Source organism: Antiquaquibacter soli, assembly GCF_030580675.1.
GTDB lineage: Bacteria > Actinomycetota > Actinomycetes > Actinomycetales > Microbacteriaceae > Rhodoglobus > Rhodoglobus soli.
In genome coordinates, this window is the sequence record NZ_JAUQUB010000006.1 from 101,477 (window position 1) to 118,207 (window position 16,731).

The 16,731-nt window shown below is 70.4% G+C and carries 17 protein-coding genes; 11 read left to right on the forward strand and 6 right to left on the reverse strand.

Annotation, left to right across the window (positions count from 1 at the left end; genetic code table 11):
- Positions 1-7: 7 nt before the first annotated feature.
- The 3 genes from Q5716_RS15155 to Q5716_RS15165 are packed head-to-tail and all read right to left on the reverse strand — an operon-like array spanning position 8 to position 1,854.
- On the reverse strand, positions 8-412 hold the full coding sequence (locus Q5716_RS15155; protein WP_305003995.1) for a nitroreductase/quinone reductase family protein: 405 nt from the start codon (positions 410-412) through the stop codon (positions 8-10).
- Positions 409-813 (reverse strand): DUF1304 domain-containing protein, encoded by a 405-nt coding sequence (locus tag Q5716_RS15160; RefSeq protein ID WP_305003996.1) that lies wholly within the window; start codon positions 811-813, stop codon positions 409-411. Before Q5716_RS15160 ends, Q5716_RS15155 begins: the two co-directional genes overlap by 4 nt.
- Positions 814-828: 15 nt before the next feature.
- Positions 829-1,854 (reverse strand): 6-phosphofructokinase, encoded by a 1,026-nt coding sequence (locus Q5716_RS15165; RefSeq protein WP_305003997.1) that lies wholly within the window; start codon positions 1,852-1,854, stop codon positions 829-831.
- A gap of 132 nt (positions 1,855-1,986) precedes the next feature.
- Between Q5716_RS15165 and Q5716_RS15170 the strand changes: the two genes are divergently transcribed.
- The 6 genes from Q5716_RS15170 to nhaA all read left to right on the forward strand — a co-directional run bounded on the left by Q5716_RS15170 (position 1,987) and on the right by nhaA (position 6,924).
- Positions 1,987-2,361: a DUF4190 domain-containing protein gene (locus Q5716_RS15170; RefSeq protein WP_305003998.1), complete on the forward strand. Its 375-nt coding sequence runs from the start codon at positions 1,987-1,989 to the stop codon at positions 2,359-2,361.
- A 10-nt stretch (positions 2,362-2,371) separates the two neighbouring features.
- A complete protein-coding gene (locus tag Q5716_RS15175; RefSeq protein ID WP_305003999.1) occupies positions 2,372-2,737 on the forward strand; it encodes a DUF4190 domain-containing protein in 366 nt (121 codons plus the stop codon).
- Positions 2,738-2,773: 36 nt separating this feature from the next.
- Positions 2,774-3,682, forward strand: coding sequence for a DNA-3-methyladenine glycosylase family protein (locus Q5716_RS15180; RefSeq protein WP_305004000.1), 909 nt, complete (start codon positions 2,774-2,776; stop codon positions 3,680-3,682).
- A 322-nt stretch (positions 3,683-4,004) separates the two neighbouring features.
- Complete coding sequence (locus Q5716_RS15185) at positions 4,005-4,433, forward strand: hypothetical protein (protein WP_305004001.1); 429 nt, start codon at positions 4,005-4,007, stop codon at positions 4,431-4,433.
- A 9-nt stretch (positions 4,434-4,442) separates the two neighbouring features.
- Entirely contained in the window at positions 4,443-4,988 is a 546-nt protein-coding gene (locus Q5716_RS15190) for a thioesterase family protein (protein WP_305004002.1), read from the forward strand.
- Between the two features lie 49 nt (positions 4,989-5,037).
- Positions 5,038-6,924, forward strand: coding sequence for a Na+/H+ antiporter NhaA (gene nhaA / locus Q5716_RS15195; RefSeq protein WP_305004003.1), 1,887 nt, complete (start codon positions 5,038-5,040; stop codon positions 6,922-6,924).
- A gap of 21 nt (positions 6,925-6,945) precedes the next feature.
- On the opposite strand, the gene Q5716_RS15200 is transcribed toward nhaA, so the two are convergent.
- The 3 genes from Q5716_RS15200 to Q5716_RS15210 are packed head-to-tail and all read right to left on the reverse strand — an operon-like array spanning position 6,946 to position 9,886.
- Positions 6,946-8,253, reverse strand: a complete 1,308-nt coding sequence (locus tag Q5716_RS15200) for an NAD(P)/FAD-dependent oxidoreductase (protein ID WP_305004004.1) — start codon at positions 8,251-8,253, stop codon at positions 6,946-6,948.
- Positions 8,253-8,690, reverse strand: a complete 438-nt coding sequence (locus Q5716_RS15205; RefSeq protein ID WP_305004005.1) for an SRPBCC family protein — start codon at positions 8,688-8,690, stop codon at positions 8,253-8,255. Before Q5716_RS15205 ends, Q5716_RS15200 begins: the two co-directional genes overlap by 1 nt.
- Before the next feature lie 47 nt (positions 8,691-8,737).
- Positions 8,738-9,886, reverse strand: a complete 1,149-nt coding sequence (locus tag Q5716_RS15210) for an ROK family transcriptional regulator (RefSeq protein ID WP_305004006.1) — start codon at positions 9,884-9,886, stop codon at positions 8,738-8,740.
- A gap of 170 nt (positions 9,887-10,056) precedes the next feature.
- On the opposite strand from Q5716_RS15210, the gene Q5716_RS15215 reads away from it, so the two are divergent.
- From Q5716_RS15215 to Q5716_RS15235, 5 genes are read left to right on the forward strand one after another with little or no spacing between them, the layout of a single operon-like run.
- Positions 10,057-11,334: an extracellular solute-binding protein gene (locus Q5716_RS15215; RefSeq protein ID WP_305004007.1), complete on the forward strand. Its 1,278-nt coding sequence runs from the start codon at positions 10,057-10,059 to the stop codon at positions 11,332-11,334.
- Positions 11,335-11,344: 10 nt separating this feature from the next.
- On the forward strand, positions 11,345-12,328 hold the full coding sequence (locus tag Q5716_RS15220) for a carbohydrate ABC transporter permease (RefSeq protein WP_305004008.1): 984 nt from the start codon (positions 11,345-11,347) through the stop codon (positions 12,326-12,328).
- Positions 12,325-13,179, forward strand: coding sequence for a carbohydrate ABC transporter permease (locus Q5716_RS15225; protein WP_305004009.1), 855 nt, complete (start codon positions 12,325-12,327; stop codon positions 13,177-13,179). Before Q5716_RS15220 ends, Q5716_RS15225 begins: the two co-directional genes overlap by 4 nt.
- Positions 13,176-14,771: a glycoside hydrolase family 66 protein gene (locus Q5716_RS15230; RefSeq protein WP_305004010.1), complete on the forward strand. Its 1,596-nt coding sequence runs from the start codon at positions 13,176-13,178 to the stop codon at positions 14,769-14,771. The genes Q5716_RS15225 and Q5716_RS15230 overlap by 4 nt, the downstream gene beginning before the upstream one ends.
- Positions 14,772-14,780: 9 nt before the next feature.
- Entirely contained in the window at positions 14,781-16,499 is a 1,719-nt protein-coding gene (locus Q5716_RS15235; RefSeq protein WP_305004011.1) for a glycoside hydrolase family 13 protein, read from the forward strand.
- The last annotated feature ends 232 nt before the right edge of the window (positions 16,500-16,731 follow it).

Sequence of the window (16,731 nt, forward strand, 5' to 3'; positions counted from 1 at the left end):
GTCAGCCCTACCGTCGTGTTAGGCGCACGAGGGGGATGACCCGGTCGGTCTTCTTCTCGTAGCCGGCGAAGCCCGGGTTGGACTGCTTGATGCGCTCCCAGCGACCGGCGCGTTCCTCGTCGTCGATGACGGATGCCCGAACCGGGATCGTCTCCGTGCCGTACTCGATCACCGTGTCCGGGTGCGCCTGCAGGTTGTGGAACCACGCGGGGTGGGTCGGCGCCCCGCCCTTGGAGGCGACGATGACCCACCCGTGCTCGTCGGGGAAGCTCATGAGGGGGCTGACCCGCTCCTCGCCGCTCTTCGCGCCGACGTGGTGCAGGAGCACGAGCTGGTCGCTGTGGAAGGGCGCTCCCACGTACCCGCCGTTGGCGCGGAAGTCCTCGATGATCTGGCTGTTGAAGTCGCTCACGCAGTAGTCAGCGCGAGAACGAGCAGGATGATTCCCACGGCCGGCGCGGCGCCCTGGATCGCGGCGGCCCGGGCGAGCTTGGGCGACGACAGGATGAGCACGAGCGCCGCGCCCACCATGCTGCCCGCCGCGAGGAAGACGAGGGCCAGACCAGCCTCGAGCGCACCGCTCCAGGTGAGCACGAGTCCGATAATCACGCCGAGCCCGAGGAACAGGTTGTAGAAGCCCTGGTTGAACGCCATCGGCTTGACCGTGTCGGCGTCCGCCTGCGAGGTCACGCCGAAGGTTCGCCACGTCGAGGGCTGCGACCACCGGATGCTCTCGAGCACCCAGATGTAGAGGTGGATGAGGGCGGCGAGCCCCACGAAGACGGAACCGGCGACGGCCAAGGCGGTGTTCATGCCGTCAGCGTAGACCTACCCGAAGAGGATCGCGGCCTCGTCGTAGCGGGACTGTGGAACAGTGTTGAGCTTGCCCAGGGCATCCTCGAACGCCACGTGCGTGATCGAGGTTCCCGAGAGCGACACCATGCGGCCCCAGCGGTTGTGAACGACCGAGTCGACCGCCGCCATGCCGTAGCGGGTGGCGAGCACTCGGTCGTAGGCGGTCGGCGTGCCGCCCCGCTGGATGTGCCCGAGGGTCGTCGCGCGCGTCTCGATGCCGGTGCGGGCCTCGATCTCCGGGGCGAGCACATCGCCGATGCCGCCGAGGCGCGGTCGGCCGAACGCATCCAGCCCGCGCTCGGAGTGCGCGTCGTCCATGGTGTCGAGCTTGAACCCCTCGGCGACGACGACGAGCGGGGCCCGGCCGCGGTCGCGGGCCGACTGGACCCACTCGACGATCTGGTCGATCGAGGTCTTCTGCTCGGGGATGAGGATGGCGTGCGCACCCGCGGCCATCCCGGAGTGCAGCGCGATCCACCCGACGTGGCGGCCCATCACCTCGGCCACCATGCAGCGACCGTGCGAGTCGCCGGTCGTGCGGAGCCGGTCCATCGCGTCGGTCGCGATCTGCACGGCCGTGTCGAAGCCGAAGGTGTAGTCCGTCGCGGAGAGGTCGTTGTCGACCGTCTTCGGGACGCCGACGATCTTGATGCCGGCGTCGGTGAGCCGCTTGGCGGCCGCGAGCGTGCCCTCGCCGCCGATGGCGATGAGCGACTCGATGCCGAGCCGGTCCATGTTCTCCTTGATCCGGTCGGGTCCGCCGTCACCCTCGAACGGGTTGGTCCGGCTGGTGCCGAGGATCGTGCCGCCCTGCTTGGCGATGCCCTGGATGTCCTTGCGCTCGAGGGGCACGATGTCGCCGTCGACGACACCCCGCCAGCCGTCCTTGAACCCGACGAACTCCTTGCCGTAGATCTGGATGCCCTTGAGGACCGCTCCACGGATGACCGCATTGAGTCCGGGGCAGTCGCCGCCGGAGGTGAGGATGCCGATGCTCATGGCATCCATCATGCCCTGTCGCGGAGAGGGCGGGATGCACTCGCCCTCGCATCACCCCCGCTACCCGTATCCCTGCGCGAGGCGACGCAATAGAGTACGGGCGTACCGTCCATCGACCTGGAGGAACCAGCCATGACCGACGTCACGCCCCCGCCCGCTCCCGAGCCCACTCCGGCTCCCGCCCCGCCGGCCTACGCCCCGGCTCCCGCCGCCTCCGACGGCAAGACCCTCGGTATCGTGGCGCTCGTCCTGGCCTTCGTGTTCGCGCTCGCGGGACTCATCGTCGGCATCATCGCCCGCGGACAGTCAAAGCGCGCGGGCGTGTCAAATGGTCCGGCGACCGCGGCAATCGTGATCAGCATCATCGTCATGGTGGTGGGCATCATCGTCGCTATTGCAGTTATCGTCGGCGGTGCAGCGCTCTTCGGCAATCTCGCCGAGCTGTGCGCGCAGTACGGCCCGGGAACGCACACCCTTCCCGACGGCACGACGCTCACCTGCGGCTGACCTTTCTCGCATGACCATCCTCAACGGCGTGCCGCTCGAGCCGCAGCCGTCCGAGGGACCCGGGCCCACGGCATCCGCCGATTCGCAGACCGTGGGCCGGGTCGCGGGCATCGTCGCGCTCATCTCGGGCGTGGTGTTCCCGCCCGCGGGAATCGTGATCGGCGCGATCGCCCTCCAGCAGGCGCGCGCCGGCGGCTACCGCAACGGGTTCGCGCGCGCCGGCCTCATCATCGGCATCGTGCTGACGGTGCTCGCGATCGTGGCGATCGTCGCCCTCGTCATCCTGGTCCCGCAGTGGGTGCAGCAGATCGCGCAGCTGTGCGAGGACCACGGCGTCGTCGTGGAGTCTCCCGGCTACTACGAGTGCACGCTCTGATCGCACTCTGACGGGTGCCGGTGCTGTAATCGTGGGGTGCTGACCACCACGTACTCGCCGCCGCGACCCGTCGGGTTGCAGCGCACCCTCGCGCCGCTGCGCCGGGGGCACGGCGACCCCACGTTCCGCGTCGAGGGGCGCGATGTCTGGCGCACGCTCCGTACCCCCATCGGCCCGGCGACGCTCCACCTGCGGCGCACCCCCGACGGGGTCGAGGCGACCGCGTGGGGCGACGGCGCCGAGTGGGCGATCGCGGGCGTGCCGGAGCTTCTCGGCGAGGGCGACGACTGGAGCGACCTGGATGTGTCGGCGTCGCCGGTGCTCGCGGCATCCCTGCACCGCAATCCGGGGCTGCGCCTGATGCGCACCCGACAGGTCTTCGAGATGATGCTCGCGGCGATCCTCGAGCAGAAGGTCACGGGCGAGCAGGCGCGGCAGTCGTGGCGAGCGCTGCTGCGGAAGTACGGGTCGCCCGCGCCGGGGCCGGCACCCGCGGGGATGCTCGTGTTCCCGCCCGCGGAGGTGTGGCGCCGCGTGCCGTCGTGGGAGTGGCACCGCGCCGGTGTGGGGCCGGAGCGCGCAGCGGCGGCCCTGCGCGCGGCGGGGGTCGCGGCATCCCTCGAGCGCACCCTCGAGCAGGGGCGCGGCGGTGTCGAGGTGGAGCGTGCGCTGCGGAGCATCCCGGGCATCGGCGTGTGGACCGCGGCCGAGACGATGCAACGCGCCCACGGCGACCCCGACCGGCCGAGTGTCGGCGACTACCATCTGCCGGCGCTCGTCGGCTGGGCGCTCATCGGCCGCCCGGTAGACGATGACGGGATGCTCGAGCTCCTCGCCCCCTACGCCGGCCACCGACAGCGGGTCATGCGACTCATCGAGAACTCGGGAATCGCGAAGCCGCGCTTCGGCCCGCGCATGACGATCCAGGACCACCGCGGCCACTGACGTCGGGGACGGGTTCGGCGGTCCCTTCCTCGGCGGGAGCCCCCGCGCTCGCCACATCGCGCCGCCAAAGCTCTCGCTCCACAGGACGTTTGTTTGTCGTCCTATCTCATGTCCTGCGCAACGAGAGCTTTAGGGAAGTGATTCACGGGGGCCTTGCGGCCGAGGGTCGAGGGTCGTGCAGTTGTGCGGAAGCGCGATCGCGCTGTCGAGTCAGTCCGGTCGAACCGTCGAGCGGTCGTCCCCAGGGTGCCTCAGCCCACCGGAATTCGCAGATCCTTGCGGACGCGGTCATCGCGTCGCTCGGTGCGGGTGGACTGGAGGCATGCGTTACTCCCCTCGAACGGTCGCCTCCGTGCTGGACTCCCTCGGCGGCATCGCGACGCGGGCCGAGCTCCAGGCGCAGGGGCTGCGGCACGACGCGATCACGATGGCGTTCCACTACGGCCGGGTACTGCGGGTGCGGCGAGGACTCTATGCGCGGCTCGATACAGCTCCCGATGTGCTCGCCGCGCTGCGGCTCCGAGGCAGGCTCGCGTGCGTGAGCGCCCTCCGCTACTGGGGCGAGGAGGCGCCCGACGAGGGTGTGCTGCACATTGCGGTCGCCGCGAGCGCGTCGAGACTCGAGGCCGGTAGCGGCGTCGTCGTGCACTGGTCGCGGCGGCCCGAGCGCGGGTCGCGTGGCTGCGTGGATCTCGAGGTGGCCCGTCGGCAGGCGGCATCCTGCCGGGCACTCTCGCGCGCGCCGGGGTAGCCTGCACGGGTGCACCTGATCTTCCGGACGCTGCTCCACCTGTTCCTCAGCCGTCGCGCGTCGCGCCTGCAGTCGACCGACGTCGGCCGGATGACCCTGCGCACCCTGCCCACCGACCTCGACGTCCTCGGCCACATGAACAACGGGGTGTACCTCTCGATCATGGATCTCGGGCGCATGGACCTCATGATCCGATCGGGTGCGTGGGCGCGGCTGCGCGCGAACAAGATGTACCCCGTGATGGCGAGCGCGACCATCTCCTACCGCAAGTCGCTGCAGCCCTGGCAGCGCTTCGTGCTCGAGACGAAGCTCGTCGGCATCGACGACAAGGCGGTGTACTGCGAGCAGCGGTTCGTCGTCGACGGCGAGATCTACGCGAGCGCCATGACGCGGGCGCGCTTCCTCCGCGCCGGGGGCGGTGTGGTGAGCGTCGACGAGCTCACCCGCCTGCTCGAGGTGGATGCCTCGGTCGCCGAGCCGCCCGCGTGGGTCGCCGACTGGGCAGCGCAGGTCGCCCTCCCGAGCACCCGGGCGGAGGCGCCGAGCACCTGGTGACATCGCTCGCGGCGGTAGTGGTCGGGCGAGAACCCTGCATACTGTCTGCATGACCGCGCAGCCCCTCGAACTCACCGAGCGCCCCGCACGGCCGCCGCGCCGCCGACCCTCGATCGCGGAGCGCGTCCGCGGTGTCGGCGAGGCGCGCATCGCGGCGCTCATGCTGATCATCGCCACGGTCGCGGCGATCGCGTGGGCCAACCTGTCGTACGAGTCGTACCAGCAGTTCTGGGAGATGCACCTCGTCTTCGGCCTCGAGGACCTCAACGTGGAGTTCTCGGTGCACGCGCTCGTCAACGATGCGCTCATGGCGGTGTTCTTCTTCACGGTGGGCCTCGAGGTGCGGCGGGAGTTCGCGATCGGGGAGCTCACGCGGTGGTCGCGCGCGGTCATCCCCGTCGTCGCCGCCATCGCGGGCCTCGTCGTGCCGGCCGTCATCTTCGTGCTCATCGCGCAGGGCACCGGCCAGGAGCACGCGTGGGGCGTGGTCATCTCCACCGACACGGCGTTCCTCGTCGGCGCGCTCGCCCTCATCGGCCCGCGGGCGCCCGGCCGGCTGCGCGTGTTCCTGCTCGCGCTCGCCGTCGTCGACGACATCGGGGCGCTCAGCATCATCGCGCTCGTCTACACCGACTCGTTCACGCCGCTGCCGCTGCTCATCGCCGCCGTGGGGCTCGTCGCGATCTTCTTCACGCGCTATCTGGCTCGCGGTCGCGGACTCGTCTACGCCACGCTCGCGATCGTCGTGTGGTTCGCGTTCCTCGCCTCGGGCGTGCACCCGACTCTCGCCGGTGTCGCGATCGCGCTCCTCGTGCCGGTGTACCGGCCCAACCGTCGCGAGATCGAGCAGGCGCTCTCGCTCGCCCGCACGTTCCGCCAGTCCCCCAACTCGGAGTACGCGCGCGCCGCCGCCAACAGTCTGCGCGAGTCGATCTCCATCAACGAGCGGCTGCAGTCCGCCTATGCGCCCTACGTCGCGTTCGTGATCCTCCCGGTGTTCGCGCTCGCGAACGCGGGGGTGCGGTTGAGCCCGGACATCCTCGTCGCGGCACTCCAGTCGCCCATCACGTGGGGCGTCGTCGCCGGGCTCGTCGTCGGCAAGTTCGTGGGCGTCTTCGGCTCGTCGGCGCTCCTGCGCCGGTTCCACCTCGGCGAGTTCGGCCCGGGCCTCACGCTCGACCGGCTCGCGGGCGGCGCCGCGCTGACCGGCATCGGCTTCACGATCTCCCTCTTCATCATCGACCTCGCCATCGACGACGCCGCCGCGCAGAACGAGGCGCGCGTGGGGGTGCTGCTCGCCTCGATCATCGCCCTCATTCTCGCGACGATCATCTTCCGCATCTCCGACGCGCGGCGACCCGAGGTCGAGCCCGGGTCGGTGCTCGCCCGCCCGGTGGACCCGCAGCGCGACCACTCGTACGGGTCGCCGGATGCCCCGCTCGTGCTCGTCGAGTACGGCGACTTCCAGTGCCCGTTCTGCTCGAAGGCGTCCGGGTCGATCGAGCAGGTGCGCGAGCAGCTCGGCGATCGGATGCTCTACGTGTGGCGTCACGCGCCGCTCACGCACCAGCATCCCAACGCCCTCGCGGCCGCGGAGGCGGCGGAGGCGGCGAACCTCCAGGGCGCGTTCTCGCCGTTCATCCGCAGCTTGCTGGGCGACATCGACCACCAGCTGCCGTCGGACATCCTGCGTCGCGCGGAGGAGCTCGGCCTCGACGTCGACCGCTTCGAGCGCGACCTCCAATCGCCCGACGTCGCCGCCCGCGTGCGCGACGACATGCTGGATGCCGAGGCCATGGACATCTCGTCGGTGCCCACGTTCTTCATCAACGGCCGTCGGCACTCCGGCCCGTTCGACGCGCAGTCGCTCATCCGGGCCCTCGAGGAGGCGCCGCCGCGCGACGACCTGCCCGCTCGGCAGCCGTCGGACGCCTGAGCGGGTGCGGCGCCGGCGCGCCTAGACCGGGATGCTCGGCCGCACGCCCGCCGGCTGCGTCGCGGTGCCGTACCGCTCCGCGAGGTACCGGTGCACGAACGTCACCGCCATGGCGCCCTCGCCGACGCCGGACGCGACGCGCTTGACCGACCCGGCGCGCACGTCGCCCGCCGCGAAGGAGCCGGGCACGCTCGTCTCGAGGTGGAACGGCGGCCGCTCGAGCGGCCACTCCCGTTCGGCGAGGAGCGAGGCATCCAGGTCCGGGCCGGTGAGCAGGTAGCCGAGGCGGTCGCGGGCGATCTTCGTCTCGAGGGTCCAATCGGTGTTGGGCTGCCCGCCGATGCACACGAAGAGCCGCCCCGTCGGCACCTCGCGGCGCCCCTCCGGCCCGTCGAGCACGATCGCCTCGAGCTCCTCCTCGCCGAGGAGGCCGACTACCTGGGTGTGGGGCAGCACCTCGATGCGGGGTTCCGCGGCGATGCGCTCCGACAGGTACGACGACATCGTGGCCGACAGGTCGGCCCCGCGCACGACGACGGTGACGCGGCGGGCGTGGGCGGCGAGGTTCATCGCGGCCTGGCCGGCGGAGTTCGCGCCGCCGATCACGAAGACGTGCTCGTCGGTGCACTCCGACGCCTCGCTCGTGCCCGCCCCGTAGTAGAGCCCGGCGCCCAGCAGGCGGTCCTCGCCGTCGAGGCCGAGCCGGCGCCACTCGATGCCGGTCGCGCAGATGTTCGCCCGCGCCACGATGGGAGTGCCGTCGGCGAGCTCGCCGTGGATGCGGCCATCCCGGAACTGGCCGCGGACGCCCTCGCGCATGAGCAGCAGCTCTGCGCCGAACGCGACCGCCTGCTGGCGTGCCCGCTCGGCGAGGTCCGCTCCGCGGACGCCGTGCGGGAAGCCGAGGTAGTTCTCGATGAGGCTGCTCGACCCCGCCTGACCGCCCACCGCTTCGCGCTCGATGAGCACGACGCTCAGCCCCTCGGAGGCCGCGTAGACCGCCGCGGAGAGCCCCGCGGGGCCCGCGCCGTAAATCGACAGGTCGTATTCGGCGAGCTTCGGTCGCGTGACCCAGCCGAGGTGCTCGGCGATCTCGGCGATGGTCGGATTGGAGAGCGGGGTGCCGTTGGGGAGGACGACGACCGGGAGGTGGGCATCCGCCATCGGCACGCACAGCGTCGCCATGCACTCCTCGTCGGTGTCGATGGGGTGCCAGTCGTAGTTCACGACGCAGCGCGTGAGGAAGTCGCGGATCTCGTACGCGCGGCTGTTGTGCCGACCCCCGTAGAGCAGGACGCGGTCGGAGAGGGGCTGGAGTCCGAGGCCCATCAGCTCGGCGGCCAGCTCATCGGGTCGCCGTCCATCGCGAGCCGCTCGTAGTACGGTCGCTGCGTCGCGAGGTACGGCTCGAGCGCGGGAGCCTTCGCCCCGCCGATCGCGGCGACGAGCCGGTCGAGCGAGTGCTCCCAGCGCGGCCCGGCGTCGGCAGCGGCCCGCGATCCGTCGGCGCGCTCCTTGGCGTAGACGATCGTGCCCGAGTCGAGTGCCGCGATCGAGAGTGTCGCGCTCCAGTCGGAAGCGACGAGTTCGACGCGCTCACCCGGCTCGACGACGCTCGGTCGCGCACCGGAGATCCACTTGCGCACCTTCGCCGGTGAGCTCAGCCAACCCCACACGTCCTCGGCGGGCACCGGGATGCGACGCTCGACGATCACCTCGAGCCCGCGTCGATCGCGCACGACCCGACCGCTCGGCTGAACCACCATGAGTCGACCCTAGCCAGTCGGCGCGGCCCGGCGCCACGGCGATCCGGCTAGCGCGCAGCGGGCAGTACGTACGCCTGGATCGCGAGTACGGCGGCTCCCCGGCACCACTCGGTGTTGTCGCCCGTCGTCGTGACGAGCGGGATGTCCCGAGCCCGCGGATCGCGATCGAGAGCCATCCCCTCGCGCACCGCATCGCGGGCGATCTCGACGAGCCGCACACCCTCCCCGCCGAGCACGATCATCTCGGGCACGGTGAGGTTGGCGACCGCGGCGAGCAGTCGGCCGAGGCCTCGGCCCGCGTCATCCACGACCCGCCGCGCCGCGGCCTCACCGGCGGCGGCGAGGTCGAGCGCTTCCTCGTACCCGACGGCGCGGCCGAGCGCGGTGGAGACGGCGCCGACGATCGCGGCCTGGGTGAGGATGCTCCGCGCGCAGCCGCGGTGGCCGGAGGGGCACACCGGCCCGTACGGGTCGAGGGGCCAGTGCCCGACGAGCCCGATGCCGGAGTCGGGGCTCGCAACGACGGCTCCGTTGGCGACGAGGCCGTAGCCGATGCCGGCCCCGAGGGTGATGACGGCGAAGCGGTCGAGCTCCCGGGCGGCGCCGAACCAGTGCTCGTACTCCGTGAAGGCCACGAGGTCGTTCGAGACGACGGTGGGGATGCCCGTCGCCGTCTCCACGAGGGAGGCGAGCGGCACGTCTTCCCACTCGAGGAAGGGAGCGCTCAGCACGGTGCCGTGGTCATCGAGGAGCCCGCCGACCCCGATGCCGAGCGCCGTGACCGCGGGCACGCGCGCGGCGAGACGGGCGGCGATGGCCGCGATGGTGGCGACGACGTCGTCGGGATGCTGCGACTCCAGCGCCGCGGACTCCGACGCGATCACGTCCGCGCGCAGATCGGTGAGGGCGCCGAGCACCTGGTCGCCCATGAGCTTCATGCCGATGAAGTGGCGCGAGGAGGGGACCACGTCGAGCGGTCGGGACGGGCGCCCGGCCCGGCCGTCGCCGCGCTCGCCGACCTCCACGAGCAGCCCGGATTCGATGAGCGGCGTGCTCAGTCGCGTGAGCGAACCGGGGGAGAGCTGCAGCCGTCGGGCGATGTCGCTTCGGGAGATGGGTCCGCGCAGCAGCACCTCGAGGGCGACGGCCTGGGATGCCCCGGCGTCGGGGACCCACGGCGGCGTGGTGTTGCGCACTCGGCTCACCTTTCCGGCTCGATTGTTTCTGCGGGTGAAGTAACTGTAGCGCTAACACCGCGCGAACGCGTCTGTTGACAGGAGATTAGTTTTGTCATAGAAATAACCCGATGCACCGCTCCGCCGAAACGGCGGGACTGTTTTCCCGAATCACACACAGGAGAATCGCAATGAAGCGTTCCACTCGGCTCGGCTCCGCCGCAGCCATCGCAGCGGCGGTCGCGATCGCGGTCGCGGGATGCTCGGCCGGCGAACCGGCGGGCACCGAGGACGACCCCATCACCCTCACGTTCTGGGGCTCGTACGGCAACGGCGGCAACTCGGCTCAGCAGGAGGTGCTCAACGAGACCCTCATCCCGTCGTTCGAGGCATCCCACCCGGGCATCCAGGTCGAGTACGTCGACGTGCCCTACGACGACCTGCTGCAGAAGCTCACCACGAGCGCCGCGGGCGACGCGCTGCCCGACCTCGTGCGCGCCGACCTCGGCTGGGTGCCGCGCTTCGCCGACCTCGGCGTTCTCGTGCCCCTGTCGCAGGCGATGGACGACTTCCAGGAGTTCGCCGACGCCACCTACCCGGGGGTTCTCGCCACCAACCTCTACGACGGCGAGTACTACGGCCTCCCGCTCGACACCAACACGCGGGTGCTCATCACCAACCAGGCAGCGCTCGACGCCGCCGGGATGGATGCACCGCCCGCGACCTTCGAGGAGTTCGAGGCCATGGCCGGCGCCCTCGAGGGGACCGGGATCACCGCGTTCGCCGACGGCGGCCTCGGCGCGTGGAACATCATGCCGTGGATCTGGTCCGGCGGTGGGGACATCGCGAGCGAGGACCTCAGCACCTCCACGGGAGTCCTCAACAGCGACGAGAACATCGCGACCATCCAGATGCTCGTCGACCTCTACCAGGCGGGCCAGATCTCGACCGGGATCACCGGAAACTCCGGTGCCACCTCGACGAGCGAGGGACTCCCGGGCGGCCAGTACGCGAGCATCCTCGACGGCCCGTGGATGAACGGCATCTGGGAGAGCGACTTCCCCGACTTCGCGCCCATCTACTCGCCCGTGCCCGCCGGCCCGGGTGGGTCGGTGAGCGTCGTCGGCGGTGAGGACATCGTGCTGACGGCATCCTCGAAGCACCAGGAAGCCGCGCTCGAGTTCATCCGCTTCACGCAGTCGGAGGAGTTCCAGCTCGCGCTCGTGCCCACCGGCCAGCTCACGGTCATCCAGGAGCTCGGCCCGAAGCAGGTCGAGCTCGTGCCCTACTACTCGGTCTTCACCGACCAGCTCGAGACCGCGAAGAACCGCCTCGCCATCACCGGCGGCGCGGAGGTCGACGGCATCCTCAACACCGAGCTCACCCCGGCCTTCGAGGGCACGGTCTCCGTCGAGGAGGCACTCACCCGCGCGGCCGAGCAGATCGACGCAGTCCTCGCGAAGGGCTGATCGAGACGTCATGAGCATCTCCACCCAGGCGACCGGCCTGGCGACCCGTGCGGCGGAGGCCACCCCCTCCGCCGCACGGCGGCCGGGACCACCCGCTCGCCCGGCTCGGCGCCGTCGGTTCTCGCCGACGCCCTACCTGTTCCTCGCGCCGGGCATCCTGCTCTTCGCGGTCACGATCCTGTACCCGATGGTGCAGGCGTTCCAGATGAGCTTCTTCGACTGGAAGATCGTCGGCTCGGCGACGAGCGAGTTCCTCGGCCTCGACAACTACGCCCGCGCCCTCGGGGACGAGCAGTTCTGGCTCGCCTCCGGCAACACCGTGGTCTACATCGTCGCGACCGTCATCCCGCAGATCGCCCTCGGTCTGATCGTCGCCCTCCTGCTGCACAAGCGCAGCCCCGTCCAGCCGCTCTACCGCGTGCTGTACTACCTGCCCGTCGTCACGAGCTGGGTCGTCGTCTCCCTGCTCTTCCGATTCCTCTTCGCCGACGAGGGCCTCATCAACTTCACGCTCGGCGACCTGCTGCACGTCACCTCCGGGGACACGTCGTGGCTCGCCGACCGCTGGACCGGGCTCGCCGCGATCTGCGCCCTCGGCATCTGGAAGGGAATCGGCTGGTCGATGATGATCTTCCTCGCTGCCCTCCAGGGAGTGCCGCAGTCGCTCCTCGAAGCGGCGACGATGGATGGCGCGAACCGCTGGCAGCGCTTCCGCGCCGTGACCCTCCCCGCCATCCGCGCGGCGCTCGGGTTCGTCACCGTCATGCTCGTCATCGGCGGGTTCAACGTCTTCATCTCGGTGTACCTCATGACGGGCGGCGGCCCCGCCGGCCGCACCGACGTGCTGCTCACCTATATGTACCGGCAGGCGTTCGAGTTCCTCGACCTCGGCTACGGCTCCGCGGTGTCGGTGCTCCTCACCCTCGCGATCTTCGTGCTCTCGGTGATTCAGCTGCGGGTGTTCCGCGACCGCAGCGGGGAGGTGCTCTCGTGACCGCCGGTCGTCGCCGCGTCTCGGGCATCCCCGCCTCGGTCGCGCGCTACCTGCTGCTCTCGGCGGGCGCCGTCGTCATGGTCATCCCGTTCGTCTACCTGCTGTCGACGTCGTTCACCGAGAACACCTTCGTGCTGACGATGCCGCCGAAGTTCATCCCCGATCCGCCGACTCTCGCCAACTACGAGCAGGTCGTCGCCACCCAGGACATCGGCCGCTACTTCGCCAACTCGCTCCTCGTCGCGGTCACCTCGACGGCGATCTCGTTGCTCGTGAGCTCGATGATGGCGTACGCGTTCGCACGGTTCAGCTTCCGGTTCAAGGAAACGATCTTCCGCGTGCTCCTGCTCGGCCTGATGATCCCCGCGATCATGCTGATCATCCCGCAGTTCGTGCTCGCCAAGCAGCTCGGGCTCCTCGACTCGCTCGGCGGACTCATCGTGTTCTACGTCGCGGGCTCGCTCTCGCTCAACACGTTCCTGCTGCGCGGCTTCTTCGAGACGATCCCCGGCGAGCTCGACCAGGCGATGCAGGTCGACGGCGCCAACGCGTGGACGCGGTACTGGCGCCTGGCCATCCCGCTCGCCAAGCCCGGCCTCGCGACCGCCACGATCTTCACGTTCCTCGCCTCGTGGGACGAGTTCGCCTGGGCGCTCACCATCACCAACTCGCCGGAGAACCGCACACTGCCGATCGCGATCCGCCTGTTCGCGGGCGAGGGCAACAACGCCGTGCAGTGGGGCGTCGTGTTCGCGGCATCCGCGATCGCGGTCGTGCCCGTGATCATCGTGTTCCTCGTCTTCCAGCGCTATTTCGTGCAAGGCCTCACCTCAGGAGCGATCAAGGGATGACCGAACCGACCGAACTGCTGCCCACCCGCGCCACCTACGCGCCCACCGACCGCGTGCAGATCGAGGTGCGCGGATCGGCGGGGCCCGGCGAGCTCGTCGTGCTCCGTCTCGGCGACGAGGTCGCGCGCGTTCCGTTCGACGGCATCACCGGCGTGGTGCCGCTGCCCGAGCTCGGCGAGGGATGCTACGGCGTCGAGCTTCACGCCGGGGGAGCGGTCACCCGCACCGCGGTCGAGGTGCGCGCCGCATCCCGCGCCCGGCTGCGGTACGGGTTCACCGCGCGCTTCGTGCCCGATCGCGACCCGGCGGGGCTCGCCGACACCGCGCGCCGCCTGCACCTCAACGGCATCATGTTCTACGACTGGGCGTACCGCCACGTGTCGCTCCTCGGCGGCGGAGAGCAGTACGAGGACGCGCTCGGCCAGCCGGTCTCGCTCGACACCGTGCGCCGGCTCGCCTCGGCCCTGCAGCGGGCGGGCTCCGACGCGATCGGCTACGCCGCGGTGTATGCGGTCGCGCCCGAGTCGTGGGAGGAGTGGGCGCACGACGGTCTGTACACCCCGACGGGCGAGCCGTACTCGCTCGGCGACTTCCTGTACATCGTCGACCCCGCCGCGCCGGACTGGCTCGCCCACTTCTCCAGGGAGCTGCGGGAGTCGGTCGACGCCGTCGGGTTCGACGGGTTCCACCTCGACCAGTTCGGCTACCCGAAGTCGGCGGTGCGCGGGGATGGTGCCGTCGTCGACGTCGCGCAGTCGTTCGTGACGATGATCGAGGGCGTGCGCTCCGCGCTGCCGGATGCCCGGCTCGTCTTCAACAACGTCAACGACTTCCCCACCCGCGCAACCGGGCCCGCACCGCAGGACGCGGTGTACATCGAGCCGTGGGAGCCGAACCTCACCCTCGGCTCCCTCGCGACGATCGTCTCCCGCGCCCGGCTCGCCGGCGGCGGGAAGCCCGTCGTCATCGCGGCCTACCAGCACGTGTACGACTCGGCCCCGGCCGAGGCATCAGATCGCGCGACGCGGCTGACCATGGCGACGCTGTACTCGCGAGGGGGCACGCAGATCCTCGCCGGGGAGGACGACCGCATCCTCGTCGACCCCTACTACGTGCGCAACCACGTCGCGGAGCCGTCCACCGCGGACATGCTCGTGCGCTGGTACGACTTCCTCGTCGAGCACGACGAGATCCTGATGGACCCCGCCCTCGACGATGTGACGGCATCGTACGCGGGCGGGTACAACAACGACTGCGACGTCGCCTTCGACGGCGCAGTGGTGAGCGAGGAGGCGGTCGCGGGAGCGGTTTGGCGGAGCATCACCGCCGCTCGCGGCCGCCTCGTCGTGAATCTCATCAACCTCGTCGGGCAGAGGGACGTGCTGTGGGATGCCCCGCGCGAGCCCTTCGGCCACCCGGGCACCGGCACTCTCCGCGTGCGGCGACTCAAGGACAGGGTGCCGCGCATCCGCGTCGCCGACCCCGACGGCAGCGGTCGGCTCGAGGAGATCGGGGTCTCGCTCGACGGCGACCACGCGGTCGCCGCGCTGCCGCCCCTGCAGGCGTGGCAGCTCATCCTCATCGAACTCTAGGACGCACTCGTGAACGACTTCCGCGCCGGCCGGCGCTCCACTGACGACCCCACGTGGTGGCGGGACGCCGTCGTCTACCAGGTCTACCCGCGCAGCTTCGCCGACTCCGACGGTGACGGCATCGGCGACCTGCGGGGACTGCTCGACCGCGTCGACTACCTCCAGGAACTCGGCATCGACGTGGTGTGGCTGTCGCCGATCTACGCGTCCCCGCACGACGACAACGGCTACGACATCAGCGACTACCGGGCCATCGACCCGGCGTTCGGGTCGCTCGACGACCTCGACGCGGTGATCGCGGCGCTCCACCAGCGGGGCATGCGGCTCGTGATGGACCTCGTCGTCAACCACACCTCGGACGAGCACCCGTGGTTCGTCGAGTCCGCCTCGTCGCCCTCGAGTGAGAAGCGCGACTGGTACTGGTGGCGTCCGCCGCGCGCGGGCTTCGCGCCGGGCGAGCTGGGCGCCGAGCCGACCAACTGGGGCTCGTTCTTCTCGGGGTCGGCCTGGCAGCTCGACGAGGCATCCGGCGAGTACTACCTGCATCTGTTCTCGAGGAAGCAGCCCGATCTCAACTGGGAGAACCCGGAGGTGCGCGCGGCGATCTACGACATGATGCGCTGGTGGCTCGATCGGGGCATCGACGGCTTCCGGATGGATGTCATCAACCTGATCTCGAAGGACCCGGCGCTGCCCGACGGCGTGGTCGCACCGGGCGGACTGTGGGGCGACGGGTTTCCGCACTACGCGGCGGGACCGCGCATCCACGAGTTCCTGCAGGAGATGCACCGCGAGGTCTTCGAGGGTCGCGACCGGCACTACCTCACGATCGGCGAGATGCCGGGGGTCACGATCGATCAGGCGCGGCTGTTCACCGATCCGCGGCGTCGGGAGCTCGACATGGTGTTCCAGTTCGAGCACGTCGGACTCGACCACGGCCCCGCCGGCAAGTGGTCGCCCGCACCGGTCGACATCGTCGCCCTCAAGCGCTCCCTCGCGTCGTGGCAGGAGGGGCTCGCCGACGCCGGGTGGAACTCGCTCTACTGGAACAACCACGACCAGCCCCGCGTCGTGAGCCGCTTCGGCGATGATGGGCGCTACTGGTTCGAGTCCGCGACGGCGCTCGCGACCGTGCTCCACCTGCAGCGCGGCACCCCGTTCGTCTACCAGGGCGAGGAGCTCGGGATGACGAACGCGCCGTTCGTCGGCATCGAGCAGTTCCGCGACATCGAGTCGCTCAACTACTTCGCCGAGGCCGTCGAGGTGCTCGGCCAGCCCCGCGACGAGGTGCTCGCCGGGATGCGCCGGGCGAGCCGCGATAACGCCCGCACCCCGGTGCACTGGTCGGCGGACCCGCACGGCGGCTTCACGACCGGATCCCCGTGGATCGACGTGCACCCGGACTTCGCGCGCATCAACGCGGCGGCTCAGCGCGGTCGTCCGGGCTCGGTGTTCGAGTTCTACCGCGCGCTCATTGCGCTGCGCCACGGCTTGGCGGTCGTCGTGGACGGAGACTTCGGGATGCTCGAGCCGGAGCATCCCGCGCTCTTCGCGTTCACCCGTACCCTCGGTGCCGAGCGCCTCACCGTCGCCGCGAATCTCTCCTCCGAGCCGATTGTCATGCCGTTCGAGCCCACCGGCGAGACGGTAGTCGCGAACTACCCTCCGGGGGACCGCTCGATCCTGCGCCCGTGGGAGGCGATCGTTACGCGCACGACCGGCTCCTAGCGGGCAGGGTCTCTGGCGGCACGGGGGTTGCGCCCGCCCTCATTACTGCCTCGGTGGTGGGTGTAGTCGGGCTGCGGTGGGGTTGCGGTGTTGGAGCAGTTGCCGGTCGCTGGTGCCGCGGTGGAGCCAGTAGCGCGATCCGGTTCGGGTGATTTGCCAGTTCTTGGTGTGGAGGAGTTGGTGGTGGTGTCGGCAGAGGAGTACTCCGTCGTTGGTGGAGGTGTCGCCGTGG